The 15,514-nt window shown below is 59.4% G+C and carries 17 protein-coding genes; 6 read left to right on the top strand and 11 right to left on the bottom strand.

The genetic code is table 11. The features are described 5' to 3' along the window. Window positions 1–170: 170 nt before the first annotated feature. Together ACR0KW_RS05395 and ACR0KW_RS05400 are read left to right on the top strand one after the other, a co-directional pair. On the top strand, window positions 171–1,889 hold the full coding sequence (locus ACR0KW_RS05395) for a bifunctional sulfate adenylyltransferase/adenylylsulfate kinase (protein WP_480804066.1): 1,719 nt from the start codon (window positions 171–173) through the stop codon (window positions 1,887–1,889). Window positions 1,890–2,005: 116 nt separating this feature from the next. Then, complete coding sequence (locus ACR0KW_RS05400; protein WP_480804067.1) at window positions 2,006–2,863, top strand: hypothetical protein; 858 nt, start codon at window positions 2,006–2,008, stop codon at window positions 2,861–2,863. Here the strand turns inward: ACR0KW_RS05400 and ACR0KW_RS05405 are convergent. The 4 genes from ACR0KW_RS05405 to ACR0KW_RS05420 form a co-directional block, all read right to left on the bottom strand. After that, on the bottom strand, window positions 2,860–3,735 hold the full coding sequence (locus ACR0KW_RS05405; RefSeq protein WP_480804068.1) for a hypothetical protein: 876 nt from the start codon (window positions 3,733–3,735) through the stop codon (window positions 2,860–2,862). The two genes, ACR0KW_RS05400 and ACR0KW_RS05405, sit on opposite strands and share 4 nt — an antisense overlap. After that, window positions 3,732–4,619 carry a PhzF family phenazine biosynthesis protein gene (locus tag ACR0KW_RS05410; RefSeq protein WP_480804069.1) on the bottom strand — a complete coding sequence of 296 codons (888 nt, stop codon included), beginning with the start codon at window positions 4,617–4,619 and terminating at the stop codon, window positions 3,732–3,734. Before ACR0KW_RS05410 ends, ACR0KW_RS05405 begins: the two co-directional genes overlap by 4 nt. A gap of 86 nt (window positions 4,620–4,705) precedes the next feature. Further along, window positions 4,706–4,930, bottom strand: a complete 225-nt coding sequence (locus ACR0KW_RS05415; RefSeq protein WP_170325930.1) for a DUF1150 family protein — start codon at window positions 4,928–4,930, stop codon at window positions 4,706–4,708. 5 nt (window positions 4,931–4,935) lie between these two features. Then, window positions 4,936–5,349, bottom strand: coding sequence for an Hsp20 family protein (locus ACR0KW_RS05420; protein ID WP_058275530.1), 414 nt, complete (start codon window positions 5,347–5,349; stop codon window positions 4,936–4,938). Window positions 5,350–5,513: 164 nt separating this feature from the next. On the opposite strand from ACR0KW_RS05420, the gene ACR0KW_RS05425 reads away from it, so the two are divergent. After that, window positions 5,514–5,738 carry a YdcH family protein gene (locus tag ACR0KW_RS05425; protein ID WP_480804070.1) on the top strand — a complete coding sequence of 75 codons (225 nt, stop codon included), beginning with the start codon at window positions 5,514–5,516 and terminating at the stop codon, window positions 5,736–5,738. A 92-nt stretch (window positions 5,739–5,830) separates the two neighbouring features. On the opposite strand, the gene ACR0KW_RS05430 is transcribed toward ACR0KW_RS05425, so the two are convergent. Continuing rightward, a complete protein-coding gene (locus ACR0KW_RS05430; RefSeq protein ID WP_480804071.1) occupies window positions 5,831–7,201 on the bottom strand; it encodes an FAD-binding oxidoreductase in 1,371 nt (456 codons plus the stop codon). Window positions 7,202–7,374: 173 nt separating this feature from the next. Between ACR0KW_RS05430 and purE the strand changes: the two genes are divergently transcribed. Genes purE through ACR0KW_RS05445 form a run of 3 tightly spaced genes read left to right on the top strand, consistent with a single transcriptional unit; the run spans window position 7,375 to window position 9,682 of the window. Continuing rightward, the gene (purE, locus tag ACR0KW_RS05435) at window positions 7,375–7,860 is read left to right on the top strand and encodes a 5-(carboxyamino)imidazole ribonucleotide mutase (RefSeq protein WP_480804072.1); all 486 of its coding nucleotides are present in this window, start codon (window positions 7,375–7,377) and stop codon (window positions 7,858–7,860) included. Further along, window positions 7,857–8,618, top strand: coding sequence for an NAD(P)-binding domain-containing protein (locus ACR0KW_RS05440; RefSeq protein ID WP_480804073.1), 762 nt, complete (start codon window positions 7,857–7,859; stop codon window positions 8,616–8,618). The genes purE and ACR0KW_RS05440 overlap by 4 nt, the downstream gene beginning before the upstream one ends. Next, window positions 8,615–9,682, top strand: coding sequence for a 5-(carboxyamino)imidazole ribonucleotide synthase (locus ACR0KW_RS05445; protein ID WP_480804074.1), 1,068 nt, complete (start codon window positions 8,615–8,617; stop codon window positions 9,680–9,682). Before ACR0KW_RS05440 ends, ACR0KW_RS05445 begins: the two co-directional genes overlap by 4 nt. 60 nt (window positions 9,683–9,742) lie before the next feature. On the opposite strand, the gene ACR0KW_RS05450 is transcribed toward ACR0KW_RS05445, so the two are convergent. The 6 genes from ACR0KW_RS05450 to ACR0KW_RS05475 all read right to left on the bottom strand — a co-directional run bounded on the left by ACR0KW_RS05450 (window position 9,743) and on the right by ACR0KW_RS05475 (window position 15,476). Further along, window positions 9,743–10,894, bottom strand: coding sequence for an alpha-D-ribose 1-methylphosphonate 5-triphosphate diphosphatase (locus ACR0KW_RS05450; RefSeq protein ID WP_480804075.1), 1,152 nt, complete (start codon window positions 10,892–10,894; stop codon window positions 9,743–9,745). Beyond that, window positions 10,891–11,664, bottom strand: coding sequence for an alpha/beta fold hydrolase (locus ACR0KW_RS05455; protein ID WP_480804076.1), 774 nt, complete (start codon window positions 11,662–11,664; stop codon window positions 10,891–10,893). Before ACR0KW_RS05455 ends, ACR0KW_RS05450 begins: the two co-directional genes overlap by 4 nt. A gap of 38 nt (window positions 11,665–11,702) precedes the next feature. After that, window positions 11,703–12,545, bottom strand: coding sequence for a DMT family transporter (locus ACR0KW_RS05460; protein WP_480804077.1), 843 nt, complete (start codon window positions 12,543–12,545; stop codon window positions 11,703–11,705). A 121-nt stretch (window positions 12,546–12,666) separates the two neighbouring features. Continuing rightward, complete coding sequence (gene groL / locus ACR0KW_RS05465) at window positions 12,667–14,307, bottom strand: chaperonin GroEL (RefSeq protein ID WP_480804078.1); 1,641 nt, start codon at window positions 14,305–14,307, stop codon at window positions 12,667–12,669. Window positions 14,308–14,361: 54 nt separating this feature from the next. Beyond that, entirely contained in the window at window positions 14,362–14,649 is a 288-nt protein-coding gene (groES, locus tag ACR0KW_RS05470) for a co-chaperone GroES (RefSeq protein ID WP_039523824.1), read from the bottom strand. A 152-nt stretch (window positions 14,650–14,801) separates the two neighbouring features. Beyond that, a complete protein-coding gene (locus ACR0KW_RS05475) occupies window positions 14,802–15,476 on the bottom strand; it encodes a DUF2161 domain-containing phosphodiesterase (protein ID WP_480804079.1) in 675 nt (224 codons plus the stop codon). Window positions 15,477–15,514: the final 38 nt, after the last annotated feature.

Consider the following 15,514-nt stretch of genomic DNA (forward strand, 5'->3'; position numbering starts at 1 on the left):
CGGTCACAAAAAACGCGCGGCATTCGAAAAATTCTTCCAATCCGGACAAAATCCGCGCATACCGTCCTTAATTCTATGAATGTATATGGACTTCAACCAGCAGTCGGGGCACATGCCCCACAATCACCCCTGAACCACCGGTAAAACCGCACTCCGACGAGAGTATCCCAATGACGATGTTAAGCAATCTGGCTCCGATCCCCGAGCTTTATGTATCTTATGAATCGGCCCAAAAGCTGAAAATGGAAGCCGCCGACCTGACCAGCTGGGACCTGAGCCCGCGTCAGATCTGCGATCTGGAACTTCTGATGAATGGCGGGTTCAACCCGCTCAAAGGTTTCCTGTCCGAAGCCGACTACGACAACGTCGTCGAAAACATGCGCCTTTCCGATGGCACGCTGTGGCCGATGCCAATCACGCTGGACGTCAGCGAGGATTTTGCCGAAACCATCGAATTGGGCCAGGACATCGCCCTGCGTGATCAGGAAGGTGTCATCCTCGGCACCATGACCGTGACCGACCGCTGGACCCCGAACAAGGCACGCGAGGCCGAAAAGGTCTTTGGCGCCGATGACGACGCCCACCCCGCCGTAAACTACCTGCACAACGTGGCAGGCAAGGTCTATCTGGGTGGCCCCGTCACCGGTATCCAGCAGCCCGTCCACTATGACTTCCGCGGCCGCCGCGACACGCCAAATGAACTGCGCGCTTATTTCCGCAAGCTGGGCTGGCGCCGCATCGTTGCGTTCCAAACCCGCAACCCGCTGCACCGCGCGCACCAGGAACTGACCTTCCGCGCCGCGAAAGAAGCGCAGGCCAACCTGCTGATCCACCCGGTCGTGGGCATGACCAAGCCGGGCGACGTCGATCACTTCACCCGCGTGCGCTGCTATGAGGCGGTTCTGGACAAATATCCGGCCTCGACCACCTCGATGTCGCTGCTGAACCTGGCGATGCGTATGGCTGGCCCGCGCGAAGCAGTCTGGCACGGGCTGATCCGCGCCAATCATGGTTGCACCCACTTCATCGTTGGCCGTGACCACGCCGGCCCCGGCAAAAACAGCCAGGGCGAAGACTTCTACGGCCCCTATGACGCGCAGGACCTGTTCCGCCAGTTCCAGGACGAGATCGGCGTCGAGATGGTCGACTTCAAGCACATGGTCTATGTGCAGGAACGCGCCCAATACGAGCCGAATGACGAGATCGAAGACAAGGAAAACGTCACGATTCTGAACATCTCGGGCACCGAACTGCGCCGCCGTCTGCGTGAAGGTCTGGAAATCCCCGAATGGTTCTCCTTCCCTGAGGTGGTTGCAGAGCTGCGCCGCACCTCGCCGCCCCGTTCAGAGCAGGGCTTTACCGTGTTCTTCACCGGCTTTTCGGGCTCGGGCAAATCCACCATCGCCAACGCGCTTATGGTTAAGCTAATGGAGATGGGCGGTCGTCCGGTAACGCTGTTGGATGGTGACATTGTTCGTAAGAACCTGTCCTCGGAACTGGGCTTCTCGAAAGAGCACCGCGACCTGAACATCCGCCGCATCGGCTACGTGGCCAGCGAGATCACCAAGAATGGTGGTATCGCCATCTGTGCTCCGATTGCACCGTACGCCACCACCCGCCGCGCCGTTCGGGAAGACGTCGAACAGTTTGGCGCCTTCTGCGAAGTGCACGTTGCGACCTCGATCGAGGAATGCGAACGCCGCGACCGCAAGGGCCTGTACAAGCTGGCGCGTGAAGGCAAGATCAAGGAATTCACCGGCATCTCGGATCCCTATGACGTGCCTCAAAACCCTGAACTGAGCGTCGAGACCGAAAATGTGGACGTCGACAACTGTGCCCACCAGGTTCTGCTGAAACTGGAAAGCATGGGTCTGATCGCCGCGTCCTAAGCGCCCCTGAGAATTGCAAAACGGCCTCCGGTTTCCGGGGGCCTTTTTTTTGTTACCCGCGATTGACAAGACTTGGCGCAATTGGTGCAGTGACCCGACGCAAGCGCACGGACCTCATGCCCCCTACCCTGCCTACCATCGCCAGTTTCTGGTTCGGTTCAGACCTCAGCTGGCTCGAGGCGTTGTGCATCCAATCCTATCTGGATCGGGGCCACAGGTTCGTCCTGTATACCGCGCATAAGGTCGACGGGATCCCCGAAAGGGCCGAGCAACGCCCGGCCGAAGACATCCTCTGGCCCGCACCGTTCGAAATGCCCTCGGATGACCGGCTGAGGGTCGCGGTGTTTTCTGACCTCTTCCGCCTGCACCTGTCACAGAAAACCGACTTTATCTGGGTTGATCTGGATGCTTATTGTATCCGGGCGTTCGATTTCACCACACCGTTCGTTTTCGCAACCGAGCACACCGGAACCTTTCCCACAGGCGTCTTGAGGTTGCCGTCGGACTCGGAAACCCTCGCACTGATGCTAGAGTTTCTGACGTCGGCCAATCCAACGCAGCCCTGGCGCGGTCGCCCTTTGCACCGGCGCAACCGACAGCGTGTCAAAAACGGTGTAACTTGGGGGATTGAGGCCCTGCCCTGGGGCAGTTCCGGTCCCAAAGCCTTTGGGCATTTTCTGCTCAAGACCGACGAAGATCACCACGCCATGCCGGCCGATACATTCTATCCGCTGTCCAAGCATGACCTGTGGAAACTGCATGATCCGCGCGTTGCAACCTCAGAAATCGAGCGTGACTCTGTTCATTCGGTCCATATTTACGGGCATCAAAAACGGTTTATGGCTCAGAATACCGGCGGCTTGCCCGTACCCGGTTCCTATTTAAGCATGCTGTGTGAGCGTCATGGCATTGACCCGGCCGACCGTCCGATCCGACCCGTAGGTTGGCTAGCCCCGGCGCGGCCGTCCAGTTAGCGCGGCCCGCTGGTCAATTGCGCACGCAAGGTCCGTACGGCACGGGCATGAAAATCACCATAATCATCCGCCGTGTGTTGGATGGCCTTCAACGACGGCAAGCGCCTGTCGTAATCCTCGCCCGACGCGACTTGAATGGCGCGATGAATATCATCCTCGGACTCGCATAGGATCATGCCCGATGTGTCGAAGAAGTCGCCGATATTCGGACAGCCCCAATAGATCGGCACCGTCGAGCACAGGATCGCATCCGTCAGTTTTTCCGAGAAATAGTTTCGTTCCCGCACATTCTCGATCACCACGGAATAACGGTACGGGGCCAACCCGTCGGACTTGCGCTCAAAGGGCGTATAACCGCGCCCCATGATATCCACGTCAGCGCCGCTTTCCCGTACCCAGTCGATCACTGAATGGCGCAATTGGTGCCCTTCAAGGTCACGCTTGGCCGAGGCGATCAGCGAGCAGGATTTGGTTTTCGCTACATCTATGTCCCGCCAGTCGGGCACCATGGTGACGCCATATGGCAGGAACACCGCGTTTGGGATGCCGTGCAGAAGTACCTCATGGAACGTCAGCACCCGGAAGAACCGCCGCCACGTATAGCGCAGCATCCGGTCGTGCTTGCCGTGAATGGCCGAAGGTTCGCCCATCATCAGCGATATCCGCGCGCGGGTACCCCTACGCAGGCGCAAATGCACGGTCGAGTTCGGATACATGATCAGGTGATCGGTGGGCTCCAGATCACCAACCGTTTTGCCGATCAGCCGATCTGGGCAACCCTCGGGCCAGATCAGGTTGGACAACGGGAGCGAGGCCAGCTTCGGCCCCAACCGATGCCCATAAGGCAGGATCGCAATTGCGGGTCGGGTCATTGCACGATCTCGGGCAGATCGACCTGACCGCGCATCAGAACATGGCCGCGTCCGGCAACCTTGATGCCGGTCATTGCTTCCGCAGGCCCAACGCGGCTGACGGTCGCCTGACCTGGACGCCCCATATCGTGCCCCTGCTCGGCGATGAACGTGTCTTTTGGCATCAGCCCATATTTCCACAGATAGGCCGCCATCGCGCCAGTGGCCGATCCGGTGAACGGGTCTTCGGGCGGGCTGGGCGGCGCCATCAACAGGCGTGAGAACGTGTCGCCCGCCTGGGTTGCGCCCTTGAGTGTGACGAGGAAAGGTTCGGCCATGTCTGAACCGGAAAACCCCGCCATTTCCGTGATTTTGCCCAGCGCACCCGCGTCCAGCTTTGCGGTGCGCAAGGCCTCATGATCACGCAGAACAGTGATGCAGAACGGCAGCCCGGTGGACACGAATTGCGGTGGGGAAATGATGGAGTCCTGCGGCAGGCTGATGGCTTCGGCGACAAGCTCGGCCGGGACCGAATTGCCGAATTGCGGCGCGACCTGCGTCATCTCGATCTCATCGCCGTTCAGACGGATCGAGACAATCCCGGCGCCCGTTTCAAGCGTCAGAGTATCGCCCTGAAACAGGCCACGCGACCGCATAGCGGCCACGGTGGCGATGGTGGGGTGCCCGGCAAAGGGGATCTCGCGGCTGGCCAGAAAATAGCGCACACGGATATCGGCCACGTCGGATGGTCCGGTAAAAGTGCATTCGACCAGAGAGGTCTCGCGCACATAAGCCATGCAGACCTCTTGCGTCAGCACAGCGCCGCCATGAACCACGGCACAGCCATTGCCGCCAAACGCACGGTCGCTGAAGGCGTCTACCCAGTCAAAGTCAAACCAGCTCATGTATTGCGCCCTTTCGATATGCGAACCGTTACAGGTCCGCATATCTCGCCCGCGGGGCGGCAGATGTCACGGGGAAATCGTGCGGCTCAGTGGACAGCCACCGGCGAGAAGTCATGCTCTCGCGCCAGAACAAAGGCCAGCTTGCGGTCGGCGACCAGCGCCAATTGCTGACCGTCGGAATCGTGAACGGCGTAAAGCTGATCCAGATCGCCCGCCTGCTCGCGTACTTCCCGAGGCAGATCAGCGACGTCGACAGCTTTCACATAGACGATCCGGTCGCCCTCGGCGTTCAGCTCAATCGGTGTATTCATTGCTCTTACCCCTTTCTTATGTTGATCGTTTGCACCACGGTTTCGGGCACGGCTCGGGTCAGATCCACATGCAGCAGACCGTTTTCCATGATCGCCTCGCCCACTTCGACACCGTCGGCCAGCACGAACATGCGCTGGAACTGACGCGCCGCGATACCACGGTGTAGGAAAATACGCCCCTCGCTGTCGTCGCGTTGACGGCCCCTGATCACCAGTTGGCGATCCTCGATGGTGATCGACAGATCCTCTTCCGCGAAACCGGCAACGGCCAGTGTAATGCGATACGAAAAGTCCGAGGTCTGCTCGATGTTGTAGGGCGGGTATCCTTCGTTGCCAGCCTTTGCAGACCGTTCCAGAAGGCGTTCCAGCTGCTCGAACCCCAAAAGATGCGGGTATGAGCCAAGAGTAAGTTTCGACACGTATTTTCGTCCTTTATTGTCAAAGCGACGTGTGGTGCGGCCCCGTTCCGGCAACCGCGTAGAATAGAATATGGGAATATGCGGGGATGTCCACAAGGTCTGGCCGGATAAAGCCTGACACACTATCTTGTGTGTTAAGCACCACAAAAGGCACTGAGTCGCACATGAACGCGCCCACCGATCTTTCGATGAAAACAGACGAGGTTTTGCGGGTTGAACTGGAGGTTTTCCGCCGCCAGCACCGTGATCTGGACGAGGCGATCGAGGCGCTGCAAGCCACCAGCACCGCCGATCAGCTGACGATCAAACGGCTGAAAAAGCAAAAACTGCGGCTGAAGGATATCATTCGTCTGATCGAGGACCGTTTGACCCCTGACATCATTGCTTAACAGTGCTGCGATCGATGCCAGAAGCCAAACACTCTGCTTGCCGTTTCAGTTAGAGGCCAGGTGAAAAGTTATTCCCGAAGGTGCAACCGCAGTCACGGCGAGATGTTTGCGTTCGTGCAAAAGAAGTTTGTCGGATCGTATTTCCGTTTGACCTCTTTCAGCTGGCTCAGGTTCTCTCCGAAAGCCGTTTCAATCGCGCTGTCTTCGTCGGCGCCGAGATAGTTCAGATAGGTTCCACCCGTCGAATGCGGCGCCAGCGCATCGTGCATCTTGCGCGCCCAAGCAATCTGGTCCGCATCGTCGGCCGGATCCGTCCAAAGCGGCAAAATCGCGATAAGATAGTCATGACCGCGTTGCGCAAAAGCGTTGTCACCATTCGCGCTGGTTTTCGCCGCCCCGGCGCAATGCTCGATCAGAATACCTGAACCGGGAATGGTCATACCTTCAGAATGCGCGACAATCGTGTCGATTGCCTCATCTGGTAGCGCATCGAGATATGTTGACTTCCAATAATTTCGACTTCCTGGTCCGTAGGCTGCATCCAACATGGATTGCTTGGCCGGGAAAGGCATTTCCTGGACGTCGACAACCAATGGTTCACCGATTTCCGTCAGTGGCTTAATGACCTGGTGCCCAGCTTCTTTGTCATCACCGATCCAACACGGCACAAGAGCAATCAGCGGTGTCCCGTCCGGCCCCCAAAGCAGCGCGGCGTATACCGTAAGCTCATCTGGTGCCCGGGACATAATATCCCGGTAGCCGCGAAGAATTTCGGCGGCCGCCTCGCGCGGATACGCAATCATGCCTCCCAAAACGGTAGCAAGAGGGTATGCCTTGAAAAGAAAGGACGTCACCACTCCGAAGTTGCCACTGCCGCCACGGATCCCCCAATAGAGATCGGGATTGCTGTTTGCGCTGGCGGTTCTGATCGACCCTTCCGCAGTCACGACTTCGGCTTCTATGACATTATCGCAGGCCGGCCCGTACTTGCGCGCCAGCCAACCGAATCCCCCTCCGGTCGTCAGCCCACCTATTCCGGTTTGCGATACAACGCCCAACGGCACGGCGAGGCCATGTTGATGCGTTTCACGATCCACGTCACCCAACAAAGCTCCACCCTGAGCGCGCACGGTCTGGGCGTTCGCGTCAACATGCACCGCACGCATGTTCGACAGGTCTATGACAAGCCCATCGTCGCAGATCGCACGTCCACCAACATTATGGCCACCCCCTCGGATTGAAACCAAAATATTGTTTTCAAACGCAAACCTTGCAGCCGCCGCGACATCCGCAGTCCCTTGGCACCGCAATATTGCGCCGGGATACTTGTCGATCAGTGCATTCCATATACTACGCGCACTGTCATATTCCGCATCACCGGGCAAAATCAGAGTCCCGCGAATTTGCGTTCTGAATTCTTCAATACTGTCTTGCGGCACGGTCTTACCGTCCCGATCTTTCAAAACTGTAACTGTCATGGGTACCTCCTCAGGGCCAATGCCCTGCAACAACCATACACGAATTCGAATATATTTTCATCAAGCCGCCAAATGACCGTCAGCGCCGCATACCACATTGCCTCTGGGACCGATTTGGCTATAGTGCGCGCTCTTTCAGAAGGCAGGGGCGCAAGCAGATGAGCGAAGTGAAAGTGGGGATCATCATGGGCAGCCAGTCGGACTGGCCCACGATGAAAGAAGCCGCAGACATTCTGGATGAGCTGGGCATTGCGTATGAAAAGCGCATCGTCTCGGCGCACCGCACCCCCGACCGGTTGTGGAATTACGGCAAGACCGCCGTCTCACGCGGCCTGCAAGTGATCATCGCCGGGGCCGGAGGTGCCGCGCATCTGCCGGGCATGATGGCCTCCAAAACCCGTGTGCCGGTGATTGGCGTACCGGTGCAAACGCGGGCGCTTTCGGGTGTCGATTCACTGTATTCCATCGTCCAGATGCCCAAGGGTTTCCCGGTGGCAACCATGGCGATCGGATCGGCCGGCGGTGCAAATGCGGGCCTGATGGCCGCCGGTATTCTGGCCTTGCAGGATGATGCGCTGGCACAGCGGCTGGACGCGTGGCGTGAGGCGTTGTCGGCCTCGATCCCTGAGGAGCCACAGGGATGAGTCGGATCGGATTTATCGGAACCGGACACATTGCGGCTCCGATGGTTCGGTTTCTGGCTTCGAAAGGGCATTCCATAGCCGTCACCGAACGCAACACCAACGTTTCGGCGGCCCTTAAGGCCGAACTGGGTGTGGCGGTCACCGATGCCCAATCTGTTATCGACACCTCGGACATCGTGTTCCTGTGCCTGCGTCCGCAGATTGCGCCTGGCATCCTGGAAACCCTGACGTTTCGCACTGACCAGAAAATCGTTTCGGTCATGGCTGCGGTATCGGCGCAGCAACTGGCGCAGCTTTGCGCCCCGGCCTCGGATTTCGTGCAGACGATCCCTCTGGGTTTCCTGCAACAGGGCGGATGCCCCTTGGCAGCCTTTGGAAATGAAACTCTGCTGGCCGATTTGTTCCAGCCGGAAAACCCGGTCGTAGCAGTTTCGGACGAGGCAGCGCTGAATGCGCATTTCGCAATTTGCGCGATGGTCCCCGGTATGCTTGATCTGATGGCGACCGGTGCGGCGTGGCTGACCGAGCAAACCGGCGACGCGGATGCCGCCGAATTCTATACAACTCAGCTATTGTCAGGGTTCCTGTCCACGATGGAAACGGGTACGTCGGGGCGGCTGGCCACAGAGCGCGACGCCTTGGCAACTGAGGGAACGCTCAGCCTGCAAATGACAGATGGATTGCAGTCCGGTCGCGCCCATGATGTGTTGCGCGCGACTCTGGCGGCGATTGGATCACGGTTGGAGACGAAAGAATGACCGACACACTTAAACCCGGTGCGAAGATCGGTATCCTGGGCGGCGGTCAGCTGGGCCGGATGTTGTCCGTGGCGGCAGCCCGCCTGGGGTTTGTGAGCCACATCTTCGAACCCGGTGCAAACCCGCCCGCGGGGCAGGTCGCCGACCGGGTGACCACCGCAGCCTACAATGATGCGGACGCCTTGCGCGCCTTTGCCGAGTCGGTCGATGTCATCACCTATGAGTTCGAGAACATCCCGACCGAGGCGCTGGACCTGTTGGAATCCCATCGCCCGATCCGCCCGGGACGCGAGGCGCTGCGGGTCAGCCAGGACCGTCTGACAGAGAAGAATTTTCTACAGGGGTTGGGTCTGCAAACCGCACCGTTTGCCGATATCACCGATCTGGACAGCCTGAACGCAGCGATCGAACAGATCGGCACGCCCGCCATCCTGAAAACCCGCCGGTTTGGCTATGACGGTAAGGGGCAAGCACGGTTGCGTGCGCCCGAAGACGCCGAGACCGCTCTGGCCGATATGGCAGGTGCGCCGTCAATCCTTGAAGGATTCGTGGAGTTCACGCACGAAGTTTCGATCATCGCCGCGCGCGGGCTGGATGGACAGGTTGCCTGTTTCGACCCCGGCGAGAACGTGCACCGTGATGGCATCCTGCACACCACGACGGTCCCGGCCCGCCTGCGTCCGGCGCAGCGCACGGATGCCGTGCTGCTGGCCGCCAATATCCTCAACGCGCTGGACTATGTCGGTGTCATGGGCGTTGAGCTGTTCGTGACCCCCGCCGGTCTGATCGTGAACGAGATTGCGCCGCGGGTGCATAACTCGGGCCACTGGACGCAGAACGGCTGCGCCGTAGATCAGTTCGAACAGCATATCCGCGCCGTAGCCGGGTGGCCGCTGGGCGACGGGCAACGGCATTCGGATGTGGTCATGGAGAACCTGATCGGCGACGACATGGACCGTGTACCGGAACTGGCACAGGAACGCGATGTGGCCCTGCACCTTTATGGCAAGGCCGAGGTCAAGGCCGGCCGCAAGATGGGGCATTTCAACCGCATCTCGCGCTAGGGTAACGCGCTGACGCGCGATGCCTCCGGCGGGGATATTTTTGGCCAGATGAAGCGCGGATCAGCCGATGAAACGGGCCGCGATGTCTCCGGCCATATAGCTGACGCAGCCATTGGCCAGAGTTGCGGCTACGCGGTGGGTCTGCTTATCCAGTATTGTCAGGTCAGCGCGTTTTCCGACGGCCAAAGTCCCCCGATCATCCAATCCAAGCACTCGTGCGGGGCCTGACGACACCAACGCCCAGGCCCCAGCCATATCCACCAATCCGGACTTGGCCAGCATCAGCGCCGCACGTCTGGGACTGGGATAGTGATAGTCCGAGGCCAGCGCATCACAATACCCCATCGAGATCAGGTCCAGCGCGCTGACATTGCCCTTATGTGATCCCCCGCGCACCACATTTGGCGAGCCCAGAATGATGTAGTCGCCCGAAGCACGCGCGGCCTCGGCCGCTTCGAGCGTTTCGGGGAACTCGGCGATCTGTGCCCCCCGCGCACGCCAGCCAGCGCGAGTTTGCGCAGTGGCATCGTCATGGCTGCCCATGCGCACGCCCTGTTTGGCGAGATCCGCACACAGCGCGTCCAGTGCCGCAGGCACCTCGGTCCGTCGGTCGTGCATGGACAGCAACAGTTCGAAGTGTTTCTCAGGATTGCGGCCGGCCTTGAGCGCCTGCCCGGTCAGGCGCGGCGGTTTGCGTCGCTCAGCCAGTCGGTCATGCGGCAGATGGTCATTGAACACCACATAGGGCACCTGCCATTCGGCAATACGTTCAGGCAGGCCTGCGTAGTCGTCGAGCATATGCGTTTCAAACCGCAGTTGCGGCATCAGGTCGGTGACCACACGATCTTTGACCGCAGCAATGGCGTCAAATACCTGCCCTGCGAATTCCGGGCCGCGCACGCCGCCCTCCCAGCTGTGGAACTGGGCCAGAACAGCGGTGGTGATACCATTGGCCGCCAGCTCGGCCTCGACCGAGAGGATCCCCTCGTCCATTTGTTTCATCGCCCCTCGACGCGGCGCGATATGCCGTTCGAACCCATCCCCGTGCAGATCGATGATCCCTGGCAACACCAGATAGCCCGACAGGTCGATTTCCCGCCCGGCACGGTCCGGCTGAATGACCCCATCCCCTATGGCCAACTCGGAAGGCACAAGGCCCTGCTCCGGCAACAGCACCTCTGCGCCGGTCAGGGTCAGGTTCAAAGCAGTCATTGCGAGGGCTCCGAAGCAGGTTCCGAGCAATCCCGCCCGATGCAGATTTCGTCGATGATATCCAACACCCCGTCCAGCCAGGTGATCTGAGGATCAAACTGACCGTACTCGATGAAATGCAGCGCCTGCGCCATGACACGCGGATTGTTCATCATGAAGGTGTGGGTCACCGGCAGGACAATGTGATCCTTCATCCCTTCGACCTTGGTCGTCTCGACTGAGACCTTGCCGTCGTCCCGACCGTCGATCATGGACGAAAACACCGGGTTCAGCGAGTTTTCACCCGCGATCACGCCCAGTTCGAATTCCACCGGCGGCAGCTGGCGCGGGATGCCTTCGGGGCCGGTGCCCAGCGCAAGGCCGGCGGGGCCGTGCAACATGCCGAACACCTCCCAGGCGCCCAGTTCATCCACCAGCTGGCTGCCCTGATTGGGCGGGCCGAGCATGACCACACGGCCTAGGTTTTCAGGATTGTGGTCCTGCAGCCAATAGCGCAGCAGAATCCCACCCATCGAGTGCGCCACGACATTTGCCGTGTCGTCTCCACAGGCCTCCAAGGCATCCGGCAAGGTCTGGTTGGCCAACTCCGGAATCGGCAGGTCCGTCGAGGGATAGCCGGGACGCACCACGTTATATCCGTGCGCCTGAAAAAGCTGCTCCATGACGGTGAACGACGCCTCGGTCCGCGCAAGCCCGTGCAGCAGCACCACGCATTTTGCCTGGGCCACGGCCGGAACAAGGAACAGAAACAGGGCAAGCAGGTATCTCATAGCCGCCAGATAAGCCCTAAGCGTTGGTGATGAAACCCCTAGCGCGGCGTTAGGCGCAGGACGGCCAACGCAATGCCGCCCAGAACCAGCAATGCCCCAAGGATCAGGCGCAGGCTGGCGATCTCACCCAGCAGGAGAATGCCACCGAGAATGGCGATTATTGGAACGCTCAGCTGCACCACCGCTGCCGTGGTCGGGGCCAGTTGCGGCAGAACGCGATACCAAAGCGCGTACCCCATCCCCGATGTGACGCCGCCCGAGATCACGGCCAGCAAGTAGCCCGAACCGGTCATCTGCCATTCTGCTCCGTTAGCCAAAAGGGCCAACCCGGTCACCGGCAGGGCAACGATGAAATTGGCCGCTGTCCCTGCCAAGGCATCCGGTTCAGATCGCCCGACCAGAGAATAGATCGCCCAGCCGACCCCCGCAGCCGCCATCAGCACTGCACCCTTTGGGTCAACCTGCACGACACCGGACGGCCAGAGCACATAGGCCAAGCCTGCCAGCGCAATCGTGGCACCGGCAATCTGGCGGGAAGTCGGGGTGTTTCCTGTCACAGATGTCACGGCAAACATAGTGATCTGCACCACACCGAACAGGATCAATGCCCCTAGCCCAGCATCCAGCGTCAGATAAGCCAGCGAGAACCCGATCATATAAAGCGACAATGCCCCTGCCCCCGCGATCCTGCGCCGGTTGCGCAGCGGCAGATGTCCCGCTCGGAGCAAAACCAGAGCGGCCAGCACCACAGCCCCGGCCAGAACCCGAACAACGGCGAACCCCGCAGGATCGCTGGCACCACTATCAATGGCCAGACGGTTCAGGATCGAGTTCGCCGCAAAGGCGCACATGGTCAGGGCAGTGAGAAGGAAAAGTCTCATAACAAACGCTTAGCGGTTTCGTGGTGACTTGGACACTCACATACCTGCACGAGCGATGAAACAAAAAAAAACGGGGCCGCCCGAAGGCGACCCCGTTCCTAAGTGCTAAGGCTAAAGCAGCTTACATCATGCCGCCCATGCCACCCATGTCGGGCATGCCGCCTGCAGCAGGTGCGTCTTTCTGCGGCTTGTCGGCAACCATTGCTTCGGTGGTAACCAGCAGGCCAGCAACCGATGCCGCGTCTTCCAGAGCGGTACGGACAACTTTGGCCGGGTCGATCACGCCGAACGAGAACATGTCGCCATATTCTTCCGACTGAGCGTTGAAGCCGAATGCTGCGTCCGAAGATTCGCGCACTTTGCCCGCAACAACAGCACCGTCAACACCTGCGTTCTCAGCGATCTGGCGCAGCGGCGCTTCGATTGCCTTGCGAACGATGTTGATGCCTGCGTTCTGGTCAGCGTTTGCGCCTTCCAGAGTTTCCAGTGCTTTGCCGGCCTGAACCAGAGCAACACCACCGCCAACAACAACGCCTTCCTGAACGGCAGCGCGCGTTGCGTTCAGAGCATCGTCCACACGGTCTTTACGCTCTTTCACTTCAACTTCGGTCATGCCGCCGACGCGGATAACAGCAACACCGCCTGCCAGTTTGGCAACGCGCTCTTGCAGCTTCTCACGGTCGTAATCCGACGAGGTTTCTTCGATCTGAGTGCGGATCTGAGCAACACGTGCTTCGATCTCGGCTTTCTCGCCAGCACCGTCGACGATGGTGGTTTCGTCTTTGGTGATCTCGATCTTCTTGGCGGTGCCCAGCATGTCCATGGTGACGGACTCGAGCTTCATGCCCAGATCTTCGCTGATGACCTGACCGCCGGTCAGGATTGCGATGTCCTGCAGCATGGCTTTGCGGCGGTCGCCGAAGCCCGGTGCTTTGACAGCAGCAATTTTCAGGCCGCCGCGCAGTTTGTTGACAACCAGAGTTGCCAGCGCTTCGCCTTCAACATCCTCAGCAATGATCAGCAGCGGCTTTTGCGACTGGATCACCTGCTCGAGCAGCGGAACCATCGGCTGCAGCGAGGACAGTTTCTTTTCGTGCAACAGGATCATGCAGTCGTCGAGCTCTGCGATCATCTTGTCTGCGTTGGTGACGAAGTAAGGCGACAGGTAGCCACGGTCGAACTGCATACCTTCGACAACATCGGTCTCGGTTTCCAGACCTTTGTTTTCTTCGACGGTGATAACGCCTTCGTTGCCGACCTTCTGCATCGCGTCTGCGATCTGCTGGCCGATTTCGGCTTCGCCGTTGGCCGAGATGGTGCCGACCTGAGCGACTTCCGACGAGTCTTTGACTTCGCGCGAAGCCGACTTGATGCCTTCAACAACCTTGGCAGTTGCCAGGTCGATGCCGCGCTTCAGGTCCATCGGGTTCAGACCAGCTGCAACCTGCTTCAGACCTTCGCGAACGATGGCCTGGGCCAGAACGGTTGCGGTGGTGGTGCCGTCACCGGCTTCGTCGTTGGTGCGGCTGGCGACTTCTTTCACCATCTGCGCGCCCATGTTTTCGAACTTGTCTTCCAGTTCGATTTCCTTGGCAACCGAAACACCATCTTTGGTGATGCGCGGTGCGCCGAAGGATTTGTCCAGAACCACGTTGCGGCCTTTGGGGCCCAGGGTCACTTTAACAGCATCGGCCAGGATGTTCACACCTGCCAGCATACGGTTACGGGCATCGGTGTCGAACTTGACGTCCTTTGCAGCCATGTCGTTTCTCCTTGAGAAATAAGTTGGGAATGAAGATCAGAGAAGCGCGCGGGCTTACTCGATGATCCCCATGATGTCGCTTTCTTTCATCATCAGCAGCTCTTCGCCGTTGACCTGAACCTCGGTGCCCGACCATTTGCCGAACAGGATCTTGTCGCCAGCTTTCACAGCCATTGCGATCAGTTCGCCGCTGTCCTTGCGTGCGCCTTCACCGGTCGCGACGACTTCGCCTTCGCTGGGCTTTTCTTTTGCGCTGTCAGGAATGATCAGGCCGCCTGCGGTTTTCTCTTCGCTTTCGGTACGGCGAACCAGCACGCGGTCATGAAGCGGTTTCAATGCCATCTTTGCAGCTCCTTGGGCTCAAAGTTTATCTATCCTCCCCTCACCGGACGGCGAGGCGTTAGCACTCGAAGGTAGAGAGTGATAACGACGCATAGCTAGGGAGTTCAAAACCCCGAGTCAACAAGCTGTGATGGATTTTTTTGCGGCTTGGATCAGTCGGCCTGTTCCCAGCTATAGGCCCAATGCTTCAACCCTTCCGCCCCCTGAGAGGTAAGCACATAAACGCCCTTTTCAACCTTCTCAAACCAACCATAATGGTTTTCCCGCATCAGGCGCGTGGCCGTGGGTACTCCGGTCGCTTTCGCCACCTCGGCCCCCTTGGTGGCGCCACATTCGGCAAGATGAGCCGCGCATTTCAAGGCGTCTTGGCGGTAGGCTGTCACGATGCCGTGCCGGGTGGCACCACCGGCATTGGGGTCACCTTCCAATCGGCCGAATTCTCGCAGCAACCGCGCCGCTTTGGTCTTGTTCTTGCGCGGCGCATAGGGGCCGGGATCGCATTGCACCTCGACCGCGCCATCGGCCCGAACGGTGATCAGCCCCAGGCCCAGACGACGGCACAGCGAAAGGTTATCCTTCAGCGCCCGCCGGGCTGTGCGTCCTTTGGGTTTGCACACGCCGATATAGACCTGATCGGTCACTTTCAGCCGCGTGATCGCCTGATGAAACAGCGCCAGAGAAAACCGCAGTTTGAGCTCTACGATCACTGGCTCACCCCCATCCCGCAACGCGACGACATCGGCCGCGCCGACCTCGCCTTTGACGGTATAGCCCTGACGCTCCAATAGCGCCTTGATAGGGGGGTAGAGATCCTGCTCGCGGTCCATGACCGCATGCTAGGCGATTTGCTACAGAATGCCAGAGG

The sequence above is a fragment of the Ruegeria sp. CG11 genome (genome assembly GCF_056537245.1).

What these genes read in the sequence shown, in the direction of transcription:
- ACR0KW_RS05475 (WP_480804079.1), bottom strand. Translation starts at nt 15,476, where the DNA reads ATGGACCGCGAGCAGGATCTCTACCCCCCTATCAAGGCGCTATTGGAG.
- ACR0KW_RS05410 (WP_480804069.1), bottom strand. Translation starts at nt 4,619, where the DNA reads ATGAGCTGGTTTGACTTTGACTGGGTAGACGCCTTCAGCGACCGTGCG.
- ACR0KW_RS05440 (WP_480804073.1), top strand. Translation starts at nt 7,857, where the DNA reads ATGAGTCGGATCGGATTTATCGGAACCGGACACATTGCGGCTCCGATG.
- purE (WP_480804072.1), top strand. Translation starts at nt 7,375, where the DNA reads ATGAGCGAAGTGAAAGTGGGGATCATCATGGGCAGCCAGTCGGACTGG.
- groES (WP_039523824.1), bottom strand. Translation starts at nt 14,649, where the DNA reads ATGGCATTGAAACCGCTTCATGACCGCGTGCTGGTTCGCCGTACCGAA.
- ACR0KW_RS05415 (WP_170325930.1), bottom strand. Translation starts at nt 4,930, where the DNA reads ATGAATACACCGATTGAGCTGAACGCCGAGGGCGACCGGATCGTCTAT.
- ACR0KW_RS05400 (WP_480804067.1), top strand. Translation starts at nt 2,006, where the DNA reads ATGCCCCCTACCCTGCCTACCATCGCCAGTTTCTGGTTCGGTTCAGAC.
- ACR0KW_RS05455 (WP_480804076.1), bottom strand. Translation starts at nt 11,664, where the DNA reads ATGAGATACCTGCTTGCCCTGTTTCTGTTCCTTGTTCCGGCCGTGGCC.
- ACR0KW_RS05395 (WP_480804066.1), top strand. Translation starts at nt 171, where the DNA reads ATGACGATGTTAAGCAATCTGGCTCCGATCCCCGAGCTTTATGTATCT.
- ACR0KW_RS05425 (WP_480804070.1), top strand. Translation starts at nt 5,514, where the DNA reads ATGAACGCGCCCACCGATCTTTCGATGAAAACAGACGAGGTTTTGCGG.
- ACR0KW_RS05450 (WP_480804075.1), bottom strand. Translation starts at nt 10,894, where the DNA reads ATGACTGCTTTGAACCTGACCCTGACCGGCGCAGAGGTGCTGTTGCCG.
- ACR0KW_RS05445 (WP_480804074.1), top strand. Translation starts at nt 8,615, where the DNA reads ATGACCGACACACTTAAACCCGGTGCGAAGATCGGTATCCTGGGCGGC.
- groL (WP_480804078.1), bottom strand. Translation starts at nt 14,307, where the DNA reads ATGGCTGCAAAGGACGTCAAGTTCGACACCGATGCCCGTAACCGTATG.
- ACR0KW_RS05405 (WP_480804068.1), bottom strand. Translation starts at nt 3,735, where the DNA reads ATGACCCGACCCGCAATTGCGATCCTGCCTTATGGGCATCGGTTGGGG.
- ACR0KW_RS05460 (WP_480804077.1), bottom strand. Translation starts at nt 12,545, where the DNA reads ATGAGACTTTTCCTTCTCACTGCCCTGACCATGTGCGCCTTTGCGGCG.